Origin of the sequence: Gordonia sp. SMJS1, from assembly GCF_029866425.1 — a bacterium.
Taxonomy (GTDB): domain Bacteria; phylum Actinomycetota; class Actinomycetes; order Mycobacteriales; family Mycobacteriaceae; genus Gordonia; species Gordonia hongkongensis.
Map to the genome: position 1 here is coordinate 3589475 of NZ_CP123381.1, position 20249 is coordinate 3609723.

Below are 20249 nucleotides of genomic sequence, written 5' to 3' on the forward strand. Positions count from 1 at the left end.
GTCCGCCGCCCACCGGCATCGGAGCCATACAGTGGCGGTCATGGCGAAAACGTCGGGTTCCGCAGGTGATCCCATCGAGCTCGAGGTCGGCGACCGCACCGTCCGGCTGTCGAGTCCCGACCGCGTCTACTTTCCCGAGCGCGGTGAGACCAAGCGCGATCTCGCCGAGTACTACCTGTCCGTCGGCGACGGGATCGTCCGTGCGCTGCGCGACCGTCCGTGCATGCTGCACCGGTTCCCCAAGGGCGTCAGCGGCAACAAGGTCCACCAGAAGCGCATCCCCGCCGGTGCGCCGGACTGGCTGGAGACCACCGAGATCTACTTCCCGCGGTACGGCCGCACCGCCGACGAACTGTGCGTCACCGAACTGGCATCGGTGATCTGGGCGGTGCAGATGTCGACCGTCGAGTTCCACCCCTGGAACTCACGACGCGACGACCCCGAGTCGCCCGACGAGTGGCGTATCGACCTCGACCCGATGCCCGACTGCACGTTCCCCCGGATCCGGCGGGTGGCGCACGTCGTCGAAGAGGTTCTCGACGAACTGGGTATGCGCGGGTTCCCCAAGACCTCGGGCGGTCGCGGGCTGCACATCTACGTCCGCATCGCGCCGGAGTGGGGCTTCCCGCAGGTCCGGCGTGCGGCGCTGGCCTTCGCTCGGGAGGTCGAACGTCGCGCCCGACGACGTGACGACGACCTGGTGGCGCAAGGACCGCGACCCGGCGGCGGTCTTCGTCGACTACAACCAGAACACCCGCGACCACACCATGGCGTCGGCCTACTCCGTGCGTGGCAACGAGCGGGCCACCGTGTCGACGCCGATCACCTGGGCCGAGATCGACGACATCGAACCCGACGACTTCACCATCGCCACCGTGCCGGCCCGGTTCGCCGAACTCGGCGACCTGCACGCGGAGATCGACGACGTCGCGCACCGACTCGACACCCTCATCGACTGGGCCGACCGCGACGACATCGGCACCGACGAGGACGCCGAGATCATCGATATGGATCGGTGACGTCGCGTAACGACCGCAATGCCTTCTCCAGGGCGGCGAACTCAGCGTCGCCGAGATGCTCGCGCCACTCCTCCTGCTGCGCCTCGACCTCGCGCGCAGCTACCTCGCACAGATGAACGCCGCGCTCACTCAGCGTCACCAGCCGGGCGCGACGGTCGGACGGGTCCGGCACCCGGGTCAGGTAGCCAGCCGCCTCGAGTTGGTCGACGATGCCACCCGCGGTCTGCTTGGTGACACCCGCCTGCTCGGCGAGATCGGTCAACCGCATGGGTTCGGGTGCCAGCCGCTGTAGCACCCGGGACTGCGCCGGAGTGATGTCGTCGGCCCCTTCCTCGGCGATCCGTGCCAACACCCGGCGCTCGGTCGCGCGATGGGCGATGAACATCAGGACGGCGATCTGCGGGTCGGACACGACGTTGACTTTAGTACGAAACCCTGACTAATATCAGTCAGGGAACCTGACTATCTGTGCGGCGGGAGCGACCGATGGACACCGACCTCATCTGGCAACGGATCGACGAGCAACGACTCGAACTCGCCGGACTGATCGAGACCCTCACGCCCGAGCAACTCGCCACCCCGTCGCTGTGCGACGCGTGGACGGTGCGCGACGTCGCGGTCCACCTCACCCACTCCCACACCTCACCGGCACGAGCGATGATCGCCGCGTGCCGATACGGATTCCGGTTCAACACGATGATCCGCGAACTCGCGCTCCGCGACGACACCACGGCGGATCAGGCCGCCTCGAAGTTGCGCGCCATGGTCGGTTCGCGTCGGCATCCGATCGGGACGACTCCCATGGCGCCGCTGCTGGATTCGCTCCTGCACGGGCAGGACATCGCGGTCCCGCTCGGACTCGACCGGCCGATGCCGACCGACGCCGCGACGGCGTGCGCAGACTACCTGTGGTCGACGGGTTTCCCGTTCCACGCACGTCGCCGAAACGAGGGACGACGCTACGTGGCCACCGACAGCGACTTCGCGGCCGGGACGGGCGCGGTCGTCGAGGCGCCGATCCGCGACATCGTCATGCTGTTCGGCGGACGGACGAACGCCGCCGGGGCACTGGCGCCCTCAACCTGACAGCGCGTCCGGTCAGAGCGTGATCTCGGGCGGCTGCTGATCGCCGAGAGTCCGGAAGTACTCGTCGGAGCCGGGGAAACCGAGGCCGGCCAGCCCGGCGCCGGGTGTCACGTTCGGCAGGATCGGTTCGATGACACGCTCGGCGTCGAGCAGTTCGTCGATGGTCGAGAACTGCGAGACGTAGTTGAGCTGCGACCACGTGGGCGGCATGAGGAAGTGCTGGCCCGCGGCCCAGGAATCGATCGCGACCCGGGCGTTCACCCACCGGGCGACCTCGGCTTCGGTGGTCTCGGCGTCGGCGTGCTGTCCGTCGGGCATCGCGGCCAGGAAGAACCGGGTGTCGTAGCGTCGCTTCTCGTTCACCGGGGTGATCCAGTGCGCGAGCGGACGCAGCAGATCGGCACGCAGCGTCAGTCCGCGCGCGGTGAGGAACTGCGCGAACGACAACGACTTCTCGACGAGGCGTTGCCGATCCTCGGCCAGTCCCTCCGGGTCGGCGAAGGCGCCGTCGGCATCGGTCGCGAGCAGGACGCCGCACTCTTCGAACGTCTCGCGGACGGCCGCGCACACCAGGGCCTGGGCGATCTCGGCGTCGCTGCCGAATTGCCCGGCCCACCAGGTGGCCTCGGGACCCGTCCACGCCAGGTCGGCGTCGGCGTCCCGCTTGTCGACGCCGCCGCCCGGGAACACCGTCATTCCCCCCGCGAAGGCCATCTGCTTGACGCGGCGTTGCAGGAAGACCTCGATGCCGTCGGCAGCGTCGCGGACGAGCACGACGGTCGCGGCATCCCGCAACGGTGCGGACACGATGTCCGGGCCCTGCTGCTGTGTCGACGTCATTCAGTTACGTCCTGCTGCTCGACGGTGGCCACCCGCACGGCGCCGGCGCCGCGCGAAGTACCGGCCGTCGACCTTGTCCAGAACGATCTGCTGGCGGAAGGCGGCGGTGAGGTTCTCACTCGTGAGTACCTCCTCGAGCAGCCCCTGGGCCACCACGCCACCCTCGGACAGGATCATCGCATGTGTGAAACCTTCGGGGATCTCCTCGACGTGGTGGGTGATCAGCACGATGGCCGGGGCGTCGGGGTCGGCGGCGAGACGCGCGAGACGATCGACGAGTTCTTCGCGGCCACCCAGGTCGAGCCCGGCGGCCGGTTCGTCGAGCAAGAGCAGTTCGGGGTCGGTCATCAGCGCGCGCGAGATCACGACACGCTTGCGCTCGCCCTCCGACAGCGTGCCGAAGCGACGGTCCGCGAGGTGCTCGGCACCCATCGATTCCAGCGATTCGACGGCCTGCGCACGGTCCATGGCGTCGTAGCTCTCGCGCCACCGCCCCAGGACCGCATATCCCGCCGAGATGACGACGTCGCTGACGATCTCCTCCGGCGGCACTCGATCGACCAGCGACGGGCTCGAGACCCCGATCCGGGTCGACAGCTCGCGGATCTCGACCCGGCCGAGCTTCTCGTTGAGCACGAAGGCGGTGCCGACGTCGGGTGGATCTCCGCCCCGGCCAGTCGGATCAGTGTCGTCTTGCCCGCGCCGTTGGGTCCGATGATCACCCAGCGTTCGTCCAGTTCCACCTGCCACGACAGCGGGCCGACGAGAGTCTTGCCGCCTCGAACGACGGCGACGTCGCGAAAATCGATCAAGAGGTCGGGATCGGATTCGGTCACTCCCCCATCCTGCACCACGAGGGAATGGTCGACCCGTTCGACTCACGGCAGACCGGACGGCGGGAATAGTCCGGGGCGTCGGCCGCATTGAACATCGTCGTGACCCCTTCGAACCTCCCCTTGGCGATCCTGGATCTCGCGCAGATCGGTCGTGACGAGACTGCCGCGCAAAGCCTGTCCGCCAGTGTCGATCTCGCACAGAACGCGGAGAAGTGGGGCTACCGCCGGATCTGGTACGCCGAGCACCACAACATGTCGGCCATCGCGTCGTCGGCGCCGGCGGTGCTCATCGCACACATCGCCGCGCACACCTCGACCATCCGTCTCGGCGCCGGCGGCGTGATGCTGCCGAACCATTCCCCGCTGACCATCGCCGAGCAGTTCGGCACACTCGCCGAACTCCATCCCGGGCGCATAGACCTCGGGCTCGGGCGCGCGCCCGGCAGCGATCAGCAGACCTTCGCGGCCCTGCGCCGCACCCACGCCTCCGCGGAGCGGTTCCCGCACGACGTCCTCGAGCTGCAGGCCTTCCTCGGTGACGAGTCGCGTGTCGAAGGCGTCCGCGCGACCCCGGGGGCGGGCACCCACGTGCCGCTCTACATCCTCGGCTCGTCGCTGTTCGGCGCGCAGCTCGCCGCGGCCCTCGGACTTCCGTACGCCTTCGCCTCCCACTTCGCGCCGCAGGCGCTCACCGAGGCCGTGGCGTTGTACCGCCGCGAGTTCCGGCCGTCGGAGGTCATCGCCGAGCCCTACGTCATCGCGGGTGTCGGAGCGATCGCCGACGAGGACGCCGACCGTGCGCAGGCGCAGCTGCAGATCGCGAAACGTCAACGCGTGTCGCTGCTCTACGGCCGCGGCCGGACCTTCACCGACGAGGAAGCCGACGCCATCCTCTCGATGCCGCAGGGACGCCAGATCGACGAGATGCTGACGTACTCGGGTGTCGGGACGCCGGGCGAGGTGCGCGAGTACCTCTCGTGGTTCGCCGGGCACGCCGACGCAGACGAGCTGATCGTCGCGTCGCTGGCGCCCGATCGTGACGTGTGGCTGGGCACCTTCGGCCACCTCGCGCCGGTGAACTCACCGGTCGCCGCCGGCTAGCCGGGATTCGCAGGCCGACCGTCAGGCCAGCCGGAAGTCCTCGAAGTCGAACCCGGGCACGACGATACAGCTGACGAGTGACGGCTCGTCCCCGGCGGGCCGGGCACGCTGCCACACGCCCGGCGGCACGAGCGCCTGGGGTCGGTGACCGGCCTCGATGTCGGGTCCGACGAGAACTGTCGTCGGGTCACCGGGGACATCGGCGTCCCCGCCGAAATCGAGTTCGACCGGCGCTCCTCGATGGTGCAGCCACAGTTCGGCGCCGCGTACCGTGTGCCACGCCGACTCGTCGCCCGGCATGAGGACGAAGTAGATCGCCGTGCCGGCGGCACGGTCGCCGGTATAGCCGTCGGCAAGCGACGCCGACGGCACGACGACGTCGCTCCGCCACGTCTCCCGGAACCAGCCGCCTTCCGGATGGGGTTGCAGATCCAGAGCTTTCACCCATTCCGGCGGTACCGCAGCGCTCACGTGTCCTCCTGGGCCCGGATGACCTCGGCGATGACGGTCACCGAACCGGGCGCGATCTCGGTGAACCCGGCGTCTCGAACGGCCACCGCCCTCCCGGCGGCATCGGCGGCGAGCAGTTCTCGCCACCGCCCGGGCGTGGCCTGACGGACCGCGAGCGGGCAGTCGTCCCGACGCCACTCGATCGCGTCGTCCGCGGCGAGGAGCTTGGCCGCCAGCATCGACGCGTGACCGACCTGCGCGGCCAGTTTGCCGACGGTCATCGGCAGGTCGGGATTGGTCCACAGCACGACGCCCGAGACCGGCGGCCGCTCGGGCAGCTCTCCCTCGACCTCGGTCCCACCGATCTGCAGCTTCGCCACACGCCGGTCGAGGTCACCGACGCGGCCGGGCACGAACGCCCGTGCCGACGCCCCGCCCTCGGTCGCGGTCACACCCCAGACCTCCTGCGCGGCAGCCCATTGCGCGCCACGCGCGCGCCGGGCGATCTTCCGGATCCGTGCGTCGCACCAGGCGTCCATCGCCGCCGCCCACGGACCGTCGCCCGCACTCCGTTCGTCGAGGCACAATAACGCCACCGCTCGCGCCGCCGCGGTCAGCAGTTCGGTGCGGTCGGGCGGATCGTTCTTCTCGATGCGGAGCACCATCGCCATCGCCAGGACGTCGGCGGGGTCAGACGGATCGTCACCGCCTCCGACGTAGGCGACCAGCCGCCGATGATCGGCCGCGATCGCTTCCGGATCGACCTGCGGAGAGACCGTGCGCTCGAATTCCATGGAGCGGTGCGAGGTCAGCCCAGGGGTACCCGGCGATAGACGCCGTCGGCGGCGTCGGCCGCCTCGATCTCGTCGCGGGAGACGCCCAGGATGAACAGGACCCCGTCGAGAAACGGGTGATTCAGCGTGGCGTCGGCGACCTCGCGCAGTGCCGGCTTCGCGTTGAAGGCGATTCCCAGCCCGGCGACGCTGAGCATGTCGATGTCGTTGGCGCCGTCGCCCACCGCGATCGTCTGCTCCATCGGCACCCCGACCTGATCGGCGAACGACCGCAGCGCGTGCGCCTTGCCCATCCGGTCGACGACCTCGCCGACGACCCGGCCGGTCAGCTTCCCGTCGACGATCTCCAGGGTGTTGGCCCGGACGAAGTCGAGTTCGAGTTCGTGCGCGAGTCCGTCGATGACCTGACGGAAACCGCCGGACACGAGACCGCAGTGGAATCCGAGACGGTGCAGCGTACGGATCGTCGTCCGGGCACCGGGGGTCAGTTCGAGTGACTTGGCGACATCGTCGAGAACACTCGCGTCGAGTCCGGCCAGGGCCTTGACGCGTTCGTGAAGGGACTGCGCGAAATCGAGTTCACCTCGCATCGCCGCCTCGGTCACCGCGGCGACCTCGGCTTCGCGGCCCGCGTGCGCGGCGAGCATCTCGATCACCTCGCCCTGGATGAGGGTCGAGTCGACGTCGAAGACGATCAGGCGCTTGGCGCGCCGAGCGAGTCCGCCGCGCTCCACGGCGATGTCGACCGAATGCTTCGCAGCAACCTCGGCGAGGCCTTTGCGGAGGGCGGCGTCGGCGGCGACACCACCCCGGCCGGCAACGCTGACCATCAGTTCGAGGCCGGTGAGCGGGTAGTCGGCGATTCCGCGGATCGAGTCGATGTTGCCGCCCTGGCTCGCCAGTTTCGCCGCGACGGCGCTGAACGCGGTGGCGGTGACCGGGCTGCCGAGGATCACGACGGCATGCGAGGACGGCGAGCGGCTACCGGGATCGACCCCGATCTCCACCCGGACGTCGAAACCGATGGACGCCATCGCCTGTTCGACGACTTCCTGCAGCGCCTCGGGGTCGCCGGTGGAGGACACCAGCACGCCGAGGGTCAGCTGCCCGCGGATGACCACCTGCTCGACGTCGAGCAGTGCAACGGCCTGACCGGCCAGGGCACCCATGAGAACAGAGGTGACACCTGGCCGGTCGGGACCGGTGACAGTGACCAGGACGGTCGTACCGGAACTGGCTGTCGAGTCCTTGCTCACCGGGTCAGCGCGGGTCGGGATCCGGGGATCCCTCGTGCGTTCCCACGGTGAACGGCTCGCGACGAGCCTCTTCCATCTGACGGTCCTTGCCCGCGGCGTGGCCCGGTCCGACGTGCGCCTCGGCACGCATGCGGTCGATCATGTGCGGGTAGTGCAGCTCGAACGCCGGGCGCTCCGACCGGATGCGGGGCAGCTCGGTGAAGTTGTGGCGCGGCGGCGGGCAGGAGGTGGCCCACTCGAGCGAGTTGCCGAAGCCCCACGGATCGTCGACGGTCACGACCTCGCCGTAGCGGTAGCTGCGGAAGACGTTCCACAGGAACGGCAGGGTCGACAGGCCGAGGATGAACGCGCCCACGGTCGAGATCATGTTCAGCGTCGTGAAGCCGTCCGACGGGAGGTAGTCGGCGTAGCGACGCGGCATGCCTTCGTTGCCCAGCCAGTGCTGCACCAGGAAGGTCATGTGGAAGCCGATGAACGTCAGCCAGAAGTGGATCTTGCCGAGTCGCTCGTCGAGCATGCGTCCGGTCATCTTCGGGAACCAGAAGTAGATGCCGGCGTAGGTGGCGAACACGATGGTGCCGAAGAGCACGTAGTGGAAGTGCGCGACGACGAAGTAGCTGTCGGACAGGTGGAAGTCCAGCGGCGGGCTCGCGAGCAGCACACCGGTCAGACCACCGAAGAGGAACGTCACGATGAAGCCGACCGAGAACAGCATCGGGGATTCGAACGTGATGTGACCGCGCCACATCGTTCCGATCCAGTTGAAGAACTTCACGCCGGTGGGCACCGCGATCAGGAACGTCATGAAGGCGAAGAACGGCAGCAGCACGGCGCCGGTGACGTACATGTGGTGGGCCCACACCGCGGCCGACAGGGCGGCGATGGCGAGCGTGGCGTAGATCAGACCGGAGTAGCCGAAGATCGGCTTCCGCGAGAAGACCGGGAAGACCTCGGACACGATGCCGAAGAACGGCAGGGCGATGACGTACACCTCGGGATGCCCGAAGAACCAGAACAGGTGCTGCCACAGGATGACGCCGCCGTTGGCCGGGTCGTAGATGTGGGCACCGAACTGGCGGTCGACCTCGAGACCCATCAGCGCCGCGGTCAGCAGCGGGAAGATGAGGAGGATCAGCACGCTGGTCACCAGGATGTTCCAGGTGAAGATCGGCATGCGGAACATCGTCATGCCGGGTGCGCGGAGACAGATCACGGTGGTGACCATGTTGACGCCACCGAGGATGGTGCCGAGACCCGAGACGGCCAGACCCATGATCCACAGGTCGGCGCCGATGCCGGGGCTGTGCACGGCGTCGGTCAGCGGCGTGTATGCGGTCCACCCGAAGTCGGCGGCGCCACCGGGCGTGATGAAGCCGGCGACGGCGATGGTCGAACCGAAGACGAACAGCCAGAAGCCGAGTGCGTTGAGTCGCGGGAAGGCGACGTCGGGCGAACCGATCTGCAGCGGCAACACGAAGTTGGCGAAGCCGATCACGATCGGCGTCGCGTACATCAGCAGCATCACGGTGCCGTGCATCGTGAAGAGCTGGTTGAACTGCTCGGTGGACAGGAACTGCATGCCCGGCATCGCGAGCTCGCCACGCATCAGCAGGGCCATGAGGCCGCCGATGAGGAAGAACGCGAAGCAGGCGGTGATGTACATCATGCCGATCAACTTGTGATCGGTCGTCGTCAGCAGCTTGTAGATGAACGAACCCTTGGGCTGATAGCGCTCCGGGAACGGACGCACTGGAGCCACTTGTGTGGTGGGTTGGTCTACCGCGGTCACAGATCCTCCTCTTGCCCGAACCCGACGCCGAACCCCTTCGGCCGTCGGTCGGCACATGAACAAACCGAGCGCTGGTTACTGATCCTAAACCCTCACCGGTGCCCGGGCCGAGCGGGTCCTACGATCTGTCGTATTCGATGTCGGAGCCACCGGATCGGCAGTGCTCATCGGCGGTTTCTTCGACGACGCGCCAGGCTCTCGGGGCACCCCTCAGATCGCCGGCGTCCGGCGCCCGGGAGTGCGCATCCGAGCCTACGCCGGGTGCCTCGGGACCGGTGCTAGGTTGGGCGGGTGCAACGGAGGGTCACGGTCGCGAACGAGGCCGCCAGAAGTGTCGGCGCCGCCACCGGCGAGACCCGACGCTCACTCGTCCGACGCGTGGGCCTGGCGACCACGATCGGGTTGACAGTGGTCGCGCTGGCCTCCTGTTCGGGCGAGGAACCGCTGACGACTCCGGACGGCTCCCCCATCTCCACCGTGACGACACGGGTGGCGGAGGTGAACATCGTCTCGGCCGACCGTGATTACGCGAAGACCTGCCTCGCACCCACCGCGCCGGATCCGGGTGAGGCCGACGTCGACCGCATCGTCGTGACCGACCCCGCCGTCCTCGACGCGCTGTGCGCCCTCGGGCTCGGCCCCGAGGTCGTCGCGGTGGCTGCCGAACCCGGTTCCGTGCCCGAGTATCTCGGTCCACAACTGACCTCGGTCCCGGCCATCGGACCGACGCCCGACGCCGCGGCGGTCGCCAACGCCGACGCCGGACTCGTCCTCACCACCGCCGACACCGCGGACTCCGCCCGCGCGTTCCCCGGTGTCCGCACCGTCACCGTCCCGGCCGACGGCACCTGGCAAGAGCAGTTCCAGGCCGTCGCCGACGCCGTGAACCGCAGCGGGTCGGGTCGGACGCGTCTCGCCGAGTACACGACCGAGGCGACCAAGACCGGCCGGCGGATGGACGCCTCGCACACCCAGGTGTCGCTGGTGCGATTCGGCGACGACTCCGAGACCATCGCCGGGATGAACACCTTCGCCGGCCAGGTGCTCGGGGACATCGGCGTCCAGCGGCCCGGGCCGCAGCGCGTGCCCGACTCCTTCGCCCTCACCGACGAGAACTTCCGCGACGCCGACGCCGACCTCATCTATGTGAGCTTCGAAGGCGAGGAAGGCCTCGCCCACGGGGAAGAGGTCCTGCTCAGCGACGAATGGCTCAGCCTGGGCGCACCCGTGTGGAAACGTGTGCTCGCCGTCGACGACGACGTCTGGTACGAGTCCTCGGGACTCGCCGCCGCCTGGCTGGTCCTCAACGACGTCAAGGGCTCACTCGACGGCAACTCCTGACGGTCTCCGATCGGCAGGTGTCGCACATCGTTGCCCCAGGCGCAACGAAGCGCTACATCTGCGTGGCCGTTTCGACCACTTCCGATCACCCACGTCCAAACCCTCGCCGGGGCGACGTCGACACATCAGGATCGGCGCATGAGTGTCACCGACGAATACCTCGCGAACAACGCCGAATACGCCAAGACCTTCACCGGGCCGTTGCCCCTGCCGCCGGCCAAGCACGTCGCGGTGGTGGCCTGTATGGACGCCCGGCTCGACGTCTATCGCATCCTCGGATTGAACGAGGGCGAGGCCCACGTGATCCGCAACGCCGGCGGGGTGGTGACCGACGACGAGATCCGCTCCCTGGCCATCAGTCAGCGACTGCTCGGCACCACCGAGATCATCCTCATCCACCACACCGACTGCGGCATGCTGACGTTCACCGACGACGACTTCAAGCGCCAGATCCAGGACGAGATCGGGCAGAAGCCCGCGTGGTCGGCGGAGGCGTTCGCCGATCTCGACGAGGACGTCCGCCAATCGATCACCCGGATCCAGAACAGCCCGTTCGTCACCAAGACCACGTCGTTGCGCGGGTTCGTCTTCGACGTCGCGACCGGACTCCTGCGCGAGGTGTCCTGACCCGGGTAACTCGACCCTCCTACGAGTCGCCGCCCTCGGAGCGCTGAACCGCTTCGGGGGCGTTCTCGCGGGTGGCCATCCCACCCTCGCGTCCGTGGTCCTGCGGGCCGGGCGGATCCTTCTCCACTTCCTTCTCGGGAGCGTCTGTCCCGGACGTCTTGTGGTTGTCGGACTGTCCCATCGATACCTCCGTGCTCGTGCCGGCTGCGACGATCGTCGATACCCGGGGAGTCGGGCGGACAAACCACCTCGCTGCCCGGCCGGCCGCGCGACGCCCGGGCGGTGTCGGAGGCCACGGCTAAACTGGCCGACGATCCTCGATGCCACATGATTCGCCGTCCAGCGGTCAGACTCCCCCGGACTCTGCCCCGAAGCCTCATCTCGCCGAGCCCCTGCACGCCCTCTGGCGGCCGGGCGTCGGCATGGCGGTGTGGATCGACGGCGATGTGTCCGATCTCCCGCCACCCCTACGCGACCTCCTCGACGGTCGACGATTCCGCAGCGAGATCCCCGTCGTCGACGCCGGCGATCGACGGCAGTTCGTGCGCGCCGCGACTCTCGGTCTGACGTCGGCGGTCACTTTGCTCGACGCATCGCGGTCGGTCCCGGTGGCGGGTGACGTCCGGTGGTACCGGTACCTGCTCGACGGCGTGCGGTCGTTCGTGCGGTCGGGCACCGTGGCGCCGTCGGTTCTGCAGGTGGCCGGCGAGTGGATGGTGCGCTGGGTCGTCGTCGCGACGCCGACGTGGCGCAGCTGGCATGCCGTCGTCGTGGGAAGCGCGCCGGATGCGCTTCTGCACAACGGGTCCGCACCCGCCCTGGACGACTTCCTCGCCGAACTCGTCGACCACGAATGCCGTTCTGCCATCGCTCGTTCCGCCGTCCGCCTCGGTGAACCACGGCCCGCGTCACCCATCGTGCGGGCACTGCTCCCCGACGCCGATCCCCGCCCGCCCAGCTCACCGGAACGTCTCGCCGCCGCCGCGGGTGGCTGGTCGCGGTGGAACGCCGGCGCTCCGCGCGACGATCGTTCGCTCATCTTCCGGCTGCACGAACCCGAGTACGACGACCTCGCCGACGCTCAGTGGGCCGACGCATGGGACGACGACACGGTCGACCCGCCGAGCCGCGCCGAGGTGGCCGAGACCTCGCGGTGGCGACTGCAGGTCTGTCGTCGGAGCATCGACGGACAGGTCGAACCCGTCGCGCCGCACCGCCTCGACGCCCACGAACTCGACGAACTGACGACCGAGTTGGCCACGGCAGTCCGTGAATTTCCCGAACTGGGCCGCGCCGACCCCGATCGTGGCTCCCTCGACTTCCTGCTGCCGACCGCGATCACGGAAGAACTATTCGCCACGGGCGCGGCGGCGCTCGGCGCCGTCGGCATCCCGGTTCTGCTGCCGAGGACGATCGCCGAGGTCCGTCCGAGTCTGACCCTGCGCGCGCTCGCGCCGCCCGGCAGCGGGGCACCGGCGGCGATGGTCGGCCTTCGGGAGATCCGGGAGTTCGAGTGGCGTCTCGCCCTCGGCGACACCCCAGACGCGATCACGCTCACCGATGCCGACCTCGACGAATTGTCCGGCCAGAAAGGCGATCTGGTCCGCGTGCGCGGAGTGTGGATGCGCGCCGAGGGCGCCGCGCTGACCCGGGCAGCCACGTTCGTCGCCACCCAGCGCGCACTGGCCGCGGTCGAACCGCCGAGCGACTTCGGCGAGCTGTTCAACCTCGTCACCGGCGAGTCGGACCGTCTACCTGTACCTGTGTCACGCGTCGAAGGCCTCTCCTGGCTCGACGACGTCGCCGACACCGGCGTCCTTCGACCTGAATCCGTCGCGCCACCGACGGGGTTGACCGCCACCCTGCGTCCATACCAGCAGCGCGGCCTGGACTGGCTCGCCCATCTGTCGACCCTCGGCGTGGGCGGCGTGCTGGCCGACGACATGGGCCTGGGCAAGACCCTGCAGGTCATCGCACTCGAATGCCACGAGCGTAGCGGTCCGTCCGCGTCGCCTGCCGATGATCCTCGAAAGCCGACGCTCGTCGTCTGCCCGATGTCCCTGGTGGGCAACTGGGCGCGGGAATTCGCCCGGTTCGCGCCCGCGCTCCGCGTGGCGATCCACCACGGGCCCTCTCGCGAGTCAGGGGCGGCGTTCGCGGGCATCCGCGACTCCGTCGACATCGTGGTCACCACCTTCGCGATCGCGGCGCGCGACCACGAGTTGCTGTCCTCGCAACCCTGGCATCGGATCGTGGTCGACGAGGCCCAGCACCTCAAGAACGTGAACACCATTGCGGCCAAGGCGGTTCGGACGGTCCCCGCCGGCCATCGCCTCGCTCTCACCGGCACCCCGGTCGAGAACCGCCTGGAGGATCTCCGCGCCGTCATCGACCTGGTCAACCCTGGACTACTCGGCTCCGCGTCGGTCTTCCGTGCACGCTACGCCGAACCGATCGAACGGGATCGTGACCCGGCCGCCCTCCGACGGTTGTCCGCGATCACCCGGCCGTTCATCCTGCGCCGCGAGAAGACCGATCCGGCGATCGCCGCCGACCTCCCGGAGAAGGCGGACTTCGCCGTCCGGGCCAACCTCACGGTCGAGCAGGCGGCGCTGTACCGCGCGGTGATCGACGAACTGATGACGGCACTGCGCGACAAGCAACAGCGCACACTACGACGCCGCAACGTACTGGCCGCACTGACCCGCCTCAAGCAGGTGTGCAATCACCCCGCGCACTATCTCGCCGACGGCACCGACCTGGTCCGCGACGGCGAACACCGCTCAGGCAAGGTCGAGCTGCTGGCCGACATCGTCTCCACCGTCGCCGAGGAGCGCGACCGCGCATTGGTCTTCACCCAGTTCGCCGCCTTCGGTGACATGCTGTCGTCGTGGTTGTCCGCGGAGTTCGGCAGCGAGATCCCGCTCCTGCACGGCGGTCTGGGTCGCACCGAGCGCGACCGCCTGGTCGCCGACTTCCAGTCCGACGACGGGCCGCCGGTCCTGCTGGCGACGCTGAAAGCCGGCGGCACCGGGCTCAACCTGACCGCGGCCAACAACGTCATCCATGTCGATCGGTGGTGGAACCCGGCTGTCGAGGACCAGGCCACCGACCGCGCCTACCGGATCGGCCAGGACCAGAAGGTGTCGGTGCATCGGTTCGTCTGTGTCGGCACCATCGAGGAGCGCATTGACGACATGATCGCCAAGAAGCGTGAGCTGTCCCGGCTGACGGTCGCGGCCGGCGAGAACTGGGTGTCCGACCTCGCCGACGACGAACTCTTCGAACTCATCCGGCTGCGCGACGAGGCGGTCAGCGAATGACGGTGCGCAAGAAGGGCACGCAACGACGCGGTGAGCGTGGCACGATCGCGGTCCGCGGCTATGGCCTCACCTCGTGGTCACGCGCCTTCGTCGATGTCGTCGAGGGCCGCGGCGCCGACGGCGAATCGGTCGCGGACAGCCGTCGTATCACCAAGGCGCGCAGGTATTTCCGCGATCGGCATCTGCGCGGCCTGCGGATCGGCGCCGGCCGGGTGACCGCCTCGGTGGAGGGCACCCAGCTCGAGCCGTTCGACGTCATCCTGACCACCCGCACCGTCGACACACCGACACTCGCGAACCTTCTCCGCGAGCGCAACGCTGTCGATGAACTCATGCTGCTCACCCGCGGCGAACAGCCGCCGGGGCTGGGTGAGCTACTGGTGCCCACGGAGTCCGCCGACGTCATGACCGACTGCACGTGCCCCGACGAGGCGCCGCGGTGCATCCATGCTCTCGTCACCTGTTACGAGGTGGCCGCCGAGATCGACCGCACCCCGTTGACCCTGCTGACCGTGATGGGCACCGACCTGCGAGCGCTGCTGGCCGAGATCGACTCTCGCCCACCGGATTCACGGACCTCCGACGACGGCGGGTCAGCAACCTCACTGCAGGTCGACGACTACTACGGCACCGCCTCGACGTTGCCTCCGCTGCCGTCGCCGTCGCGGATGAACCCGCTGACCGCGCTCGACGGCGGCGAACTACGGGCGGCGTTGCGCGCCACCGGCGTCGCGCCCGCCGACATCGCCGAGGCGATCGACGAGCTCGGCGATCTCTACGACCGCCTCACCGCCGGCGATTCGTAGCGCCAATGCGCATATAGCACGCGTCGACGCTACGAAATCCTCGGTGGGACTAGAAGTCCCAGTCCTCGTCCTCGGTGTTGACGGCCTTGCCGATGACATAGGAACTGCCCGACCCGGAGAAGAAGTCGTGGTTCTCGTCGGCGTTGGGCGACAGCGCCGACAGGATCGCCGGGTTCACGTCGGTCTCGTCGCGCGGGAACATCGCCTCGTAGCCCAGGTTCATCAGGGCCTTGTTCGCGTTGTAGCGCAGGAACTTCTTGACGTCCTCGCTCAGCCCGACCTCGTCGTACAGAGCCTCGGTGTAGTCACTCTCGTTGTCGTAGAGCTCGAACAGCAACTCGAAGGTGTAGTCCTTGAGCTCCTGACGACGCTCCGGGGTCTCGACCTCGAGTCCGCGCTGATACTTGTAGCCGATGTAGTACCCGTGCACCGCCTCGTCGCGGATGATCAGGCGGATCAGGTCGGCGGTGTTGGTGAGCTTCGCGCGGCTCGACCAGTACATCGGCAGGTAGAAGCCGGAATAGAACAGGAACGACTCGAGCAGCGTCGAGGCGACCTTGCGCTTCAGCGGGTCGTCGCCACGGTAGTAGTCCATGACGATCTGCGCCTTGCGCTGCAGCTGCTCGTTCTCCTCCGACCAGCGGAACGCCTCGTCGATCTCCTTGGTGGAGCACAGAGTGGAGAAGATCGAGCTGTAGCTCTTGGCGTGCACGGACTCCATGAAGGCGATGTTGGTGAGCACCGCCTCCTCGTGCGGGGTGGTGGCGTCCGGGATCAGCGACACCGCACCGACCGTGCCCTGGATGGTGTCGAGCAGGGTGAGACCGGTGAACACCCGCATGGTGAGCTGCTTCTCGTATTCGGTGAGCGTGCCCCACGACGGGATGTCGTTGGACACCGGCACCTTCTCGGGCAGCCAGAAGTTGCCGGTGAGGCGGTCCCACACCTCGGCATCCTTCTCGTCGGGCACGCGGTTCCAGTTGATCGCCGAGACCCGGCTGACCAGCTTGATGGGCGCTCCGTCGGCGGGGCTGTGGCGTTCGGTGGAGGTCATTGGTCCTCACAAACCGCTAAGTACATTGGTGCAACACACATCTCACACATTCCTTTCGTCCTCTGGAGCAGTGGACACCAAGACACTAGCCCGGTGCGGGTGGACGCTATGTCCACCCGCACCGAGCCTGACTAACGTCGCGGCAGGGACAACAGGTTGTTGGTCCATACCCCGTCGGCATATGTCCGCAGATACTTGGACCCACTTGAGGGTTTCACGACACCGACATTCACTCGATGCCCGTCTTCCTCAACGTATGCCTTGCCGTCATTCTCGATCCAGTCCACGAGCGTTGCCTTGGAGCTGGAGCCCGACTCCCCGGTACTGGGATTCGTCCACCACAAATGAGTGATGTGCTGGTGCTCATACCCACCGGCGAGCCGAACTGCTGTCAATCGAATAGCCATGATCTGTACTTCCTCGTCTTGTAATTCACACCGCGAATGGTTTCGCGGTCGTACTCCGAGGCCGTACACTCGATGCTGCAACGCGGTTGAGTGTATCGGCCGTCCGAGGGTGGGTGAGTTGGTAGCTCACCCACCCTCAATCTTTACGTCATGCCTCCTCCTGCGGTGAGTGGTTCGCGGATGCGCAGGTCACAACATGCAGCTGACGCAATTTTCCACCTCGGTCCCCTCGAGCGCGATCTGGCGCAGGCGGATGTAGTAGAGCGTCTTGATGCCCTTGCGCCATGCGTAGATCTGCGCCTTGTTGACGTCGCGCGTGGTGGCGGTGTCCTTGAAGAAGAGAGTCAGGCTGAGGCCCTGGTCGACATGCTGCGTGGCCGCGGCATAAGTGTCGATGATCTTCTCGTACCCGATCTCGTACGCGTCCTGGTAGTACTCCAGGTTGTCGTTCGTCATGTACGGCGCCGGGTAGTAGACGCGGCCGATCTTGCCTTCCTTGCGGATCTCGATCTTGGCGGCGACCGGGTGGATCGAACTGGTCGAGTGGTTGATGTAGCTGATCGAGCCGGTCGGCGGGACGGCCTGCAGGTTCTGGTTGTAGATGCCGTCACGCTGGACGGCGGCCTTCAGCTCACGCCAGTCGTCCTGGGTCGGGATGGCGATCCCGGCCTGCCCGAACAGGTCTCGCACCTTCTGGGTCGCCGGCTCCCACACCTTCTCGGTGTACTTGTCGAAGAACTCACCGCTCGCGTACTTCGACTTCTCGAAGCCGGTGAACGCCCGGCCGCGCTCGGCGGCGATCCGGTTCGACGCGCGCAGCGCGTGATAGAGCACCGTGTAGAAGTAGATGTTCGTGAAGTCGATGCCTTCTTCGCTGCCGTAGAAGACCCGCTCACGCGCCAGGTATCCGTGCAGGTTCATCTGCCCCAGGCCGATGGCGTGAGACTGGTTGTTGCCGTGCTCGATCGAGGGCACCGACGTGATCGTGGTCTGGTCGCTCACCGCGGTGAGGCCGCGGATCGCGGTCTCGATGGTCTGGCCGATGTCGGGCGAATCCATCGTCTTGGCGATGTTCAGCGAACCCAGGTTGCACGAGATGTCCTTGCCCACTTCGGCATAGGACAGGTCGTCGTTGAAGGTCGACGGCGTCGACACCTGCAGGATCTCCGAGCACAGGTTGGAGTGCGTGATCTTGCCGTCGATCGGGTTGGCCCGGTTCACCGTGTCCTCGAACATGATGTACGGGTATCCCGACTCGAACTGCAGCTCGGCGAGGGTCTGGAAGAACTCGCGCGCCTTGATCTTGGTCTTGCGGATGCGGCGGTCCTCGACCATCTCGTGGTACTTGTCCGTCACGTTGACGTCGGCGAACGGTACGCCGTAGACACGTTCGACGTCGTACGGACTGAACAGGTACATGTCGTCGTTGGCCTTGGCCAGCTCGAACGTGATGTCCGGGATGACCACACCGAGTGACAGGGTCTTGATACGGATCTTCTCGTCCGCGTTCTCGCGCTTGGTGTCGAGGAAGCGGTAGATGTCGGGGTGGTGCGCGTGCAGGTACACCGCGCCCGCGCCCTGCCGGGCACCGAGCTGGTTGGCGTAGGAGAAGGAGTCCTCGAGCAGCTTCATGATGGGGATGACACCCGAACTCTGGTTCTCGATCTTCTTGATCGGCGCACCGTGCTCGCGGATATTGCTGAGCAGCAAGGCAACTCCGCCGCCGCGCTTGGAGAGCTGCAAGGCCGAGTTGATCGACCGGCCGATCGACTCCATGTTGTCCTCGATACGCAGCAGGAAGCACGAGACGGGTTCGCCGCGCTGCTTCTTGCCGGAATTGAGGAAGGTCGGCGTCGCCGGCTGGAACCGGCCGTCGATGATCTCGTCGGTGAGGTTGCGCGCGAGGACCGTGTCGCCGTCGGCCAGGGTCAGCGCCACCATGCACACGCGATCCTCGAAACGCTCCAGGTACCGCTTGCCGTCGAAGGTCTTGAGCGTGTAGCTCGTGTAGTACTTGAACGCCCCGAGGAAGGTCGGGAAACGGAACTTCTTGCTGTAGGCGTGCCCGAAGAGGCTCTTGACGAACTCGCGGTCGTACTTCGCGAGAACCTCGGGCTCGTAGTAGTTCTCTTCGACGAGGTAGTCGAGCTTCTCGTCGAGATCGTGGAAGAAGACCGTGTTCTGGTTGACGTGCTGCAGGAAGTACTGGTTCGCGGCTTCGCGATCCTTGTCGAACTGGATCTTGCCGTCGGCGTCGTACAGGTTGAGCATCGCATTGAGAGCGTGGTAGTCGAGCTCGCCCGGGTCGTGTCCCGAGGGCCCGGGGTGCACACCCGACTTGCTGGCTGAAGTGGTGTCCGAGACGGCGGCGGTGGGCGACACGACAGATGACTCCTGCGGGTAGTGGTGGCTGTTACCGAGGGCCGGTGCGGCCAGAGTATGGGAGGGGTACGACAAAGCCTGATCGAGCGGAATTCGCAGGTCAGGCGGGCGAGGCGCTGAGCGACACGCTCGCCGCGAACGCCGGACTCTGGGCGAATTCGGCGAGTCCCGCGCGGACGCGGTCGACATCGTCGGAGGTGCCCATCAATTCGAACCGGTAGAGGTAGGGGACGTGGCACTTCCGTGCGATGACATCGCCGGCGTAACAGAACTCCTCGCCGAAGTTCGTGTTACCCGCCGCGATCACCCCCCTGATCGATGACCGATTGTGTTCGTCGTTGAGGAAGCGGATGACCTGCTTGGGAACGTAGCCGCCGGGTTGCCCCGTCGCCTTGCCCCCGCCGTAGGTCGGGCAGACCAGGACATACGGCTCATCGACACGGAAAACACCGGTCCGATCGAGGACCGGGATGCGCACAGCGCGCATGTCCAGTTTCTCGACGAACCGGTGGGTGTTCTCCGAAACCGAGGAGAAGTACACGATCAACGGCGATTCTGCCGCCATGTCTCCTCCAGCCTGGACGTTCTCGTCGATCTCGCCGGCCGTGTCCGGCCCGGCACTGTCGGTGTCAACGCCGTGAGCGGCGTGACCATTTCCTCGATGACCCCGCGGTGCGGCGTGATCCGGCTTCCCCGTCGGATCGCCTCCGAACCGTCGGTCGGGCGGGCGATGTCACCGTCATGGTGACGACAGATCAGGCAGCGGCGGTGGCGAGTGCCTTGATGCGGTCGGGACGGAAGCCCGACCAGTGCGCGTCGCCGGCGACCACGACGGGTGCCTGCAGGTAGCCGAGCGCCATCACGTAGTCACGCGCCTCGGCATCTTCGGTGATGTCGACGATCTCATAGGACAGACCCTGCTTGTCGAGGGCCTTGTAGGTGGCATTGCACTGGACGCAGGCCGGCTTCGTGTAGACGGTGATAGACATTCGGAGGTACTCCTCGGGTCGTAGGAATCGCCAGTGACGTGCGGTTTCCCAGCGTGAAGATGGTGACCTGGATCACCATCGTGGTGGCTTTCTCCGAGGAGTCGAACTGCTTCTCGTCGTCTGCCTGACTGGTAGCTCAAACACTACAC

At 67.1% G+C, this 20249-nt stretch carries 18 protein-coding genes and 2 pseudogenes; 7 read left to right on the forward strand and 13 right to left on the reverse strand.

What is annotated here, in order from left to right; genetic code table 11:
• Nucleotides 1-40: 40 nt before the first annotated feature.
• A pseudogene (gene ligD / locus QAD21_RS16405) lies at nt 41-1019 on the forward strand (non-homologous end-joining DNA ligase).
• On the opposite strand, the gene QAD21_RS16410 reads toward ligD, so the two are convergent.
• Complete coding sequence (locus tag QAD21_RS16410) at nt 1000-1431, reverse strand: MarR family transcriptional regulator (RefSeq protein ID WP_165629811.1); 432 nt, start codon at nt 1429-1431, stop codon at nt 1000-1002. The pseudogene ligD and the gene QAD21_RS16410 sit on opposite strands and share 20 nt — an antisense overlap.
• Before the next feature lie 74 nt (nt 1432-1505).
• On the opposite strand from QAD21_RS16410, the gene QAD21_RS16415 reads away from it, so the two are divergent.
• Nucleotides 1506-2105, forward strand: coding sequence for a maleylpyruvate isomerase family mycothiol-dependent enzyme (locus QAD21_RS16415; protein WP_159371164.1), 600 nt, complete (start codon nt 1506-1508; stop codon nt 2103-2105).
• Nucleotides 2106-2117: 12 nt separating this feature from the next.
• On the opposite strand, the gene QAD21_RS16420 is transcribed toward QAD21_RS16415, so the two are convergent.
• On the reverse strand, nt 2118-2945 hold the full coding sequence (locus QAD21_RS16420; RefSeq protein ID WP_137809018.1) for an NUDIX domain-containing protein: 828 nt from the start codon (nt 2943-2945) through the stop codon (nt 2118-2120).
• Nucleotides 2946-3781 (reverse strand): annotated as a pseudogene (locus tag QAD21_RS16425) (ABC transporter ATP-binding protein).
• 99 nt (nt 3782-3880) lie between these two features.
• Here QAD21_RS16425 and QAD21_RS16430 point away from each other — a divergent pair.
• Nucleotides 3881-4882, forward strand: coding sequence for an LLM class flavin-dependent oxidoreductase (locus tag QAD21_RS16430; protein WP_068970716.1), 1002 nt, complete (start codon nt 3881-3883; stop codon nt 4880-4882).
• Between the two features lie 21 nt (nt 4883-4903).
• Here the strand turns inward: QAD21_RS16430 and QAD21_RS16435 are convergent, their stop codons facing one another.
• Genes QAD21_RS16435 through ctaD form a run of 4 tightly spaced genes read right to left on the reverse strand, consistent with a single transcriptional unit; the run spans nt 4904 to nt 9171 of the window.
• Nucleotides 4904-5353, reverse strand: a complete 450-nt coding sequence (locus QAD21_RS16435; protein ID WP_068970707.1) for a cupin domain-containing protein — start codon at nt 5351-5353, stop codon at nt 4904-4906.
• Nucleotides 5350-6126 carry a peptidyl-tRNA hydrolase gene (locus tag QAD21_RS16440; protein WP_068970708.1) on the reverse strand — a complete coding sequence of 259 codons (777 nt, stop codon included), beginning with the start codon at nt 6124-6126 and terminating at the stop codon, nt 5350-5352. The genes QAD21_RS16435 and QAD21_RS16440 overlap by 4 nt, the downstream gene beginning before the upstream one ends.
• Before the next feature lie 14 nt (nt 6127-6140).
• Nucleotides 6141-7382, reverse strand: a complete 1242-nt coding sequence (gene serB, locus QAD21_RS16445) for a phosphoserine phosphatase SerB (RefSeq protein ID WP_068970709.1) — start codon at nt 7380-7382, stop codon at nt 6141-6143.
• Between the two features lie 4 nt (nt 7383-7386).
• The gene (gene ctaD / locus QAD21_RS16450) at nt 7387-9171 is read right to left on the reverse strand and encodes a cytochrome c oxidase subunit I (RefSeq protein WP_065632663.1); all 1785 of its coding nucleotides are present in this window, start codon (nt 9169-9171) and stop codon (nt 7387-7389) included.
• A gap of 291 nt (nt 9172-9462) precedes the next feature.
• Between ctaD and QAD21_RS16455 the strand changes: the two genes are divergently transcribed.
• Nucleotides 9463-10512 carry an ABC transporter substrate-binding protein gene (locus QAD21_RS16455; protein WP_189340070.1) on the forward strand — a complete coding sequence of 350 codons (1050 nt, stop codon included), beginning with the start codon at nt 9463-9465 and terminating at the stop codon, nt 10510-10512.
• Nucleotides 10513-10650: 138 nt separating this feature from the next.
• Entirely contained in the window at nt 10651-11139 is a 489-nt protein-coding gene (locus QAD21_RS16460; RefSeq protein WP_065632744.1) for a carbonic anhydrase, read from the forward strand.
• Between the two features lie 19 nt (nt 11140-11158).
• Here QAD21_RS16460 and QAD21_RS16465 read toward each other — a convergent pair whose 3' ends face one another.
• On the reverse strand, nt 11159-11320 hold the full coding sequence (locus tag QAD21_RS16465; RefSeq protein ID WP_165629809.1) for a hypothetical protein: 162 nt from the start codon (nt 11318-11320) through the stop codon (nt 11159-11161).
• Nucleotides 11321-11459: 139 nt separating this feature from the next.
• Here QAD21_RS16465 and QAD21_RS16470 point away from each other — a divergent pair, with 139 nt between their 5' ends.
• Together QAD21_RS16470 and QAD21_RS16475 are read left to right on the forward strand one after the other, a co-directional pair.
• Nucleotides 11460-14462, forward strand: coding sequence for a DEAD/DEAH box helicase (locus QAD21_RS16470; RefSeq protein ID WP_068970710.1), 3003 nt, complete (start codon nt 11460-11462; stop codon nt 14460-14462).
• Nucleotides 14459-15268 (forward strand): hypothetical protein, encoded by an 810-nt coding sequence (locus tag QAD21_RS16475; protein ID WP_068970711.1) that lies wholly within the window; start codon nt 14459-14461, stop codon nt 15266-15268. The genes QAD21_RS16470 and QAD21_RS16475 overlap by 4 nt, the downstream gene beginning before the upstream one ends.
• Nucleotides 15269-15317: 49 nt before the next feature.
• Here QAD21_RS16475 and nrdF read toward each other — a convergent pair whose 3' ends face one another.
• The 5 genes from nrdF to QAD21_RS16500 all read right to left on the reverse strand — a co-directional run bounded on the left by nrdF (nt 15318) and on the right by QAD21_RS16500 (nt 20100).
• Nucleotides 15318-16322 (reverse strand): class 1b ribonucleoside-diphosphate reductase subunit beta, encoded by a 1005-nt coding sequence (gene nrdF, locus QAD21_RS16480; RefSeq protein ID WP_068970712.1) that lies wholly within the window; start codon nt 16320-16322, stop codon nt 15318-15320.
• 131 nt (nt 16323-16453) lie between these two features.
• Nucleotides 16454-16729: a DUF3892 domain-containing protein gene (locus QAD21_RS16485; RefSeq protein ID WP_078112943.1), complete on the reverse strand. Its 276-nt coding sequence runs from the start codon at nt 16727-16729 to the stop codon at nt 16454-16456.
• Nucleotides 16730-16918: 189 nt separating this feature from the next.
• The gene (gene nrdE, locus QAD21_RS16490) at nt 16919-19111 is read right to left on the reverse strand and encodes a class 1b ribonucleoside-diphosphate reductase subunit alpha (protein WP_068970713.1); all 2193 of its coding nucleotides are present in this window, start codon (nt 19109-19111) and stop codon (nt 16919-16921) included.
• Nucleotides 19112-19211: 100 nt separating this feature from the next.
• Nucleotides 19212-19676 carry a class Ib ribonucleoside-diphosphate reductase assembly flavoprotein NrdI gene (nrdI, locus tag QAD21_RS16495; protein ID WP_055475910.1) on the reverse strand — a complete coding sequence of 155 codons (465 nt, stop codon included), beginning with the start codon at nt 19674-19676 and terminating at the stop codon, nt 19212-19214.
• A gap of 190 nt (nt 19677-19866) precedes the next feature.
• Complete coding sequence (locus QAD21_RS16500) at nt 19867-20100, reverse strand: redoxin NrdH (protein ID WP_055475909.1); 234 nt, start codon at nt 20098-20100, stop codon at nt 19867-19869.
• Between the last annotated feature and the right edge of the window lie 149 nt (nt 20101-20249).

Excerpts from the sequence above, each read along its gene's own strand:
- QAD21_RS16415 (WP_159371164.1), top strand. The coding sequence starts at position 1,506 with ATGGACACCGACCTCATCTGGCAACGGATCGACGAGCAACGACTCGAA.
- QAD21_RS16420 (WP_137809018.1), bottom strand. The coding sequence starts at position 2,945 with ATGACGTCGACACAGCAGCAGGGCCCGGACATCGTGTCCGCACCGTTG.
- QAD21_RS16440 (WP_068970708.1), bottom strand. The coding sequence starts at position 6,126 with ATGGAATTCGAGCGCACGGTCTCTCCGCAGGTCGATCCGGAAGCGATC.
- QAD21_RS16460 (WP_065632744.1), top strand. The coding sequence starts at position 10,651 with ATGAGTGTCACCGACGAATACCTCGCGAACAACGCCGAATACGCCAAG.
- QAD21_RS16465 (WP_165629809.1), bottom strand. The coding sequence starts at position 11,320 with ATGGGACAGTCCGACAACCACAAGACGTCCGGGACAGACGCTCCCGAG.
- QAD21_RS16470 (WP_068970710.1), top strand. The coding sequence starts at position 11,460 with ATGCCACATGATTCGCCGTCCAGCGGTCAGACTCCCCCGGACTCTGCC.
- QAD21_RS16475 (WP_068970711.1), top strand. The coding sequence starts at position 14,459 with ATGACGGTGCGCAAGAAGGGCACGCAACGACGCGGTGAGCGTGGCACG.
- nrdF (WP_068970712.1), bottom strand. The coding sequence starts at position 16,322 with ATGACCTCCACCGAACGCCACAGCCCCGCCGACGGAGCGCCCATCAAG.
- QAD21_RS16485 (WP_078112943.1), bottom strand. The coding sequence starts at position 16,729 with ATGGCTATTCGATTGACAGCAGTTCGGCTCGCCGGTGGGTATGAGCAC.
- nrdI (WP_055475910.1), bottom strand. The coding sequence starts at position 19,676 with ATGGCGGCAGAATCGCCGTTGATCGTGTACTTCTCCTCGGTTTCGGAG.
- QAD21_RS16500 (WP_055475909.1), bottom strand. The coding sequence starts at position 20,100 with ATGTCTATCACCGTCTACACGAAGCCGGCCTGCGTCCAGTGCAATGCC.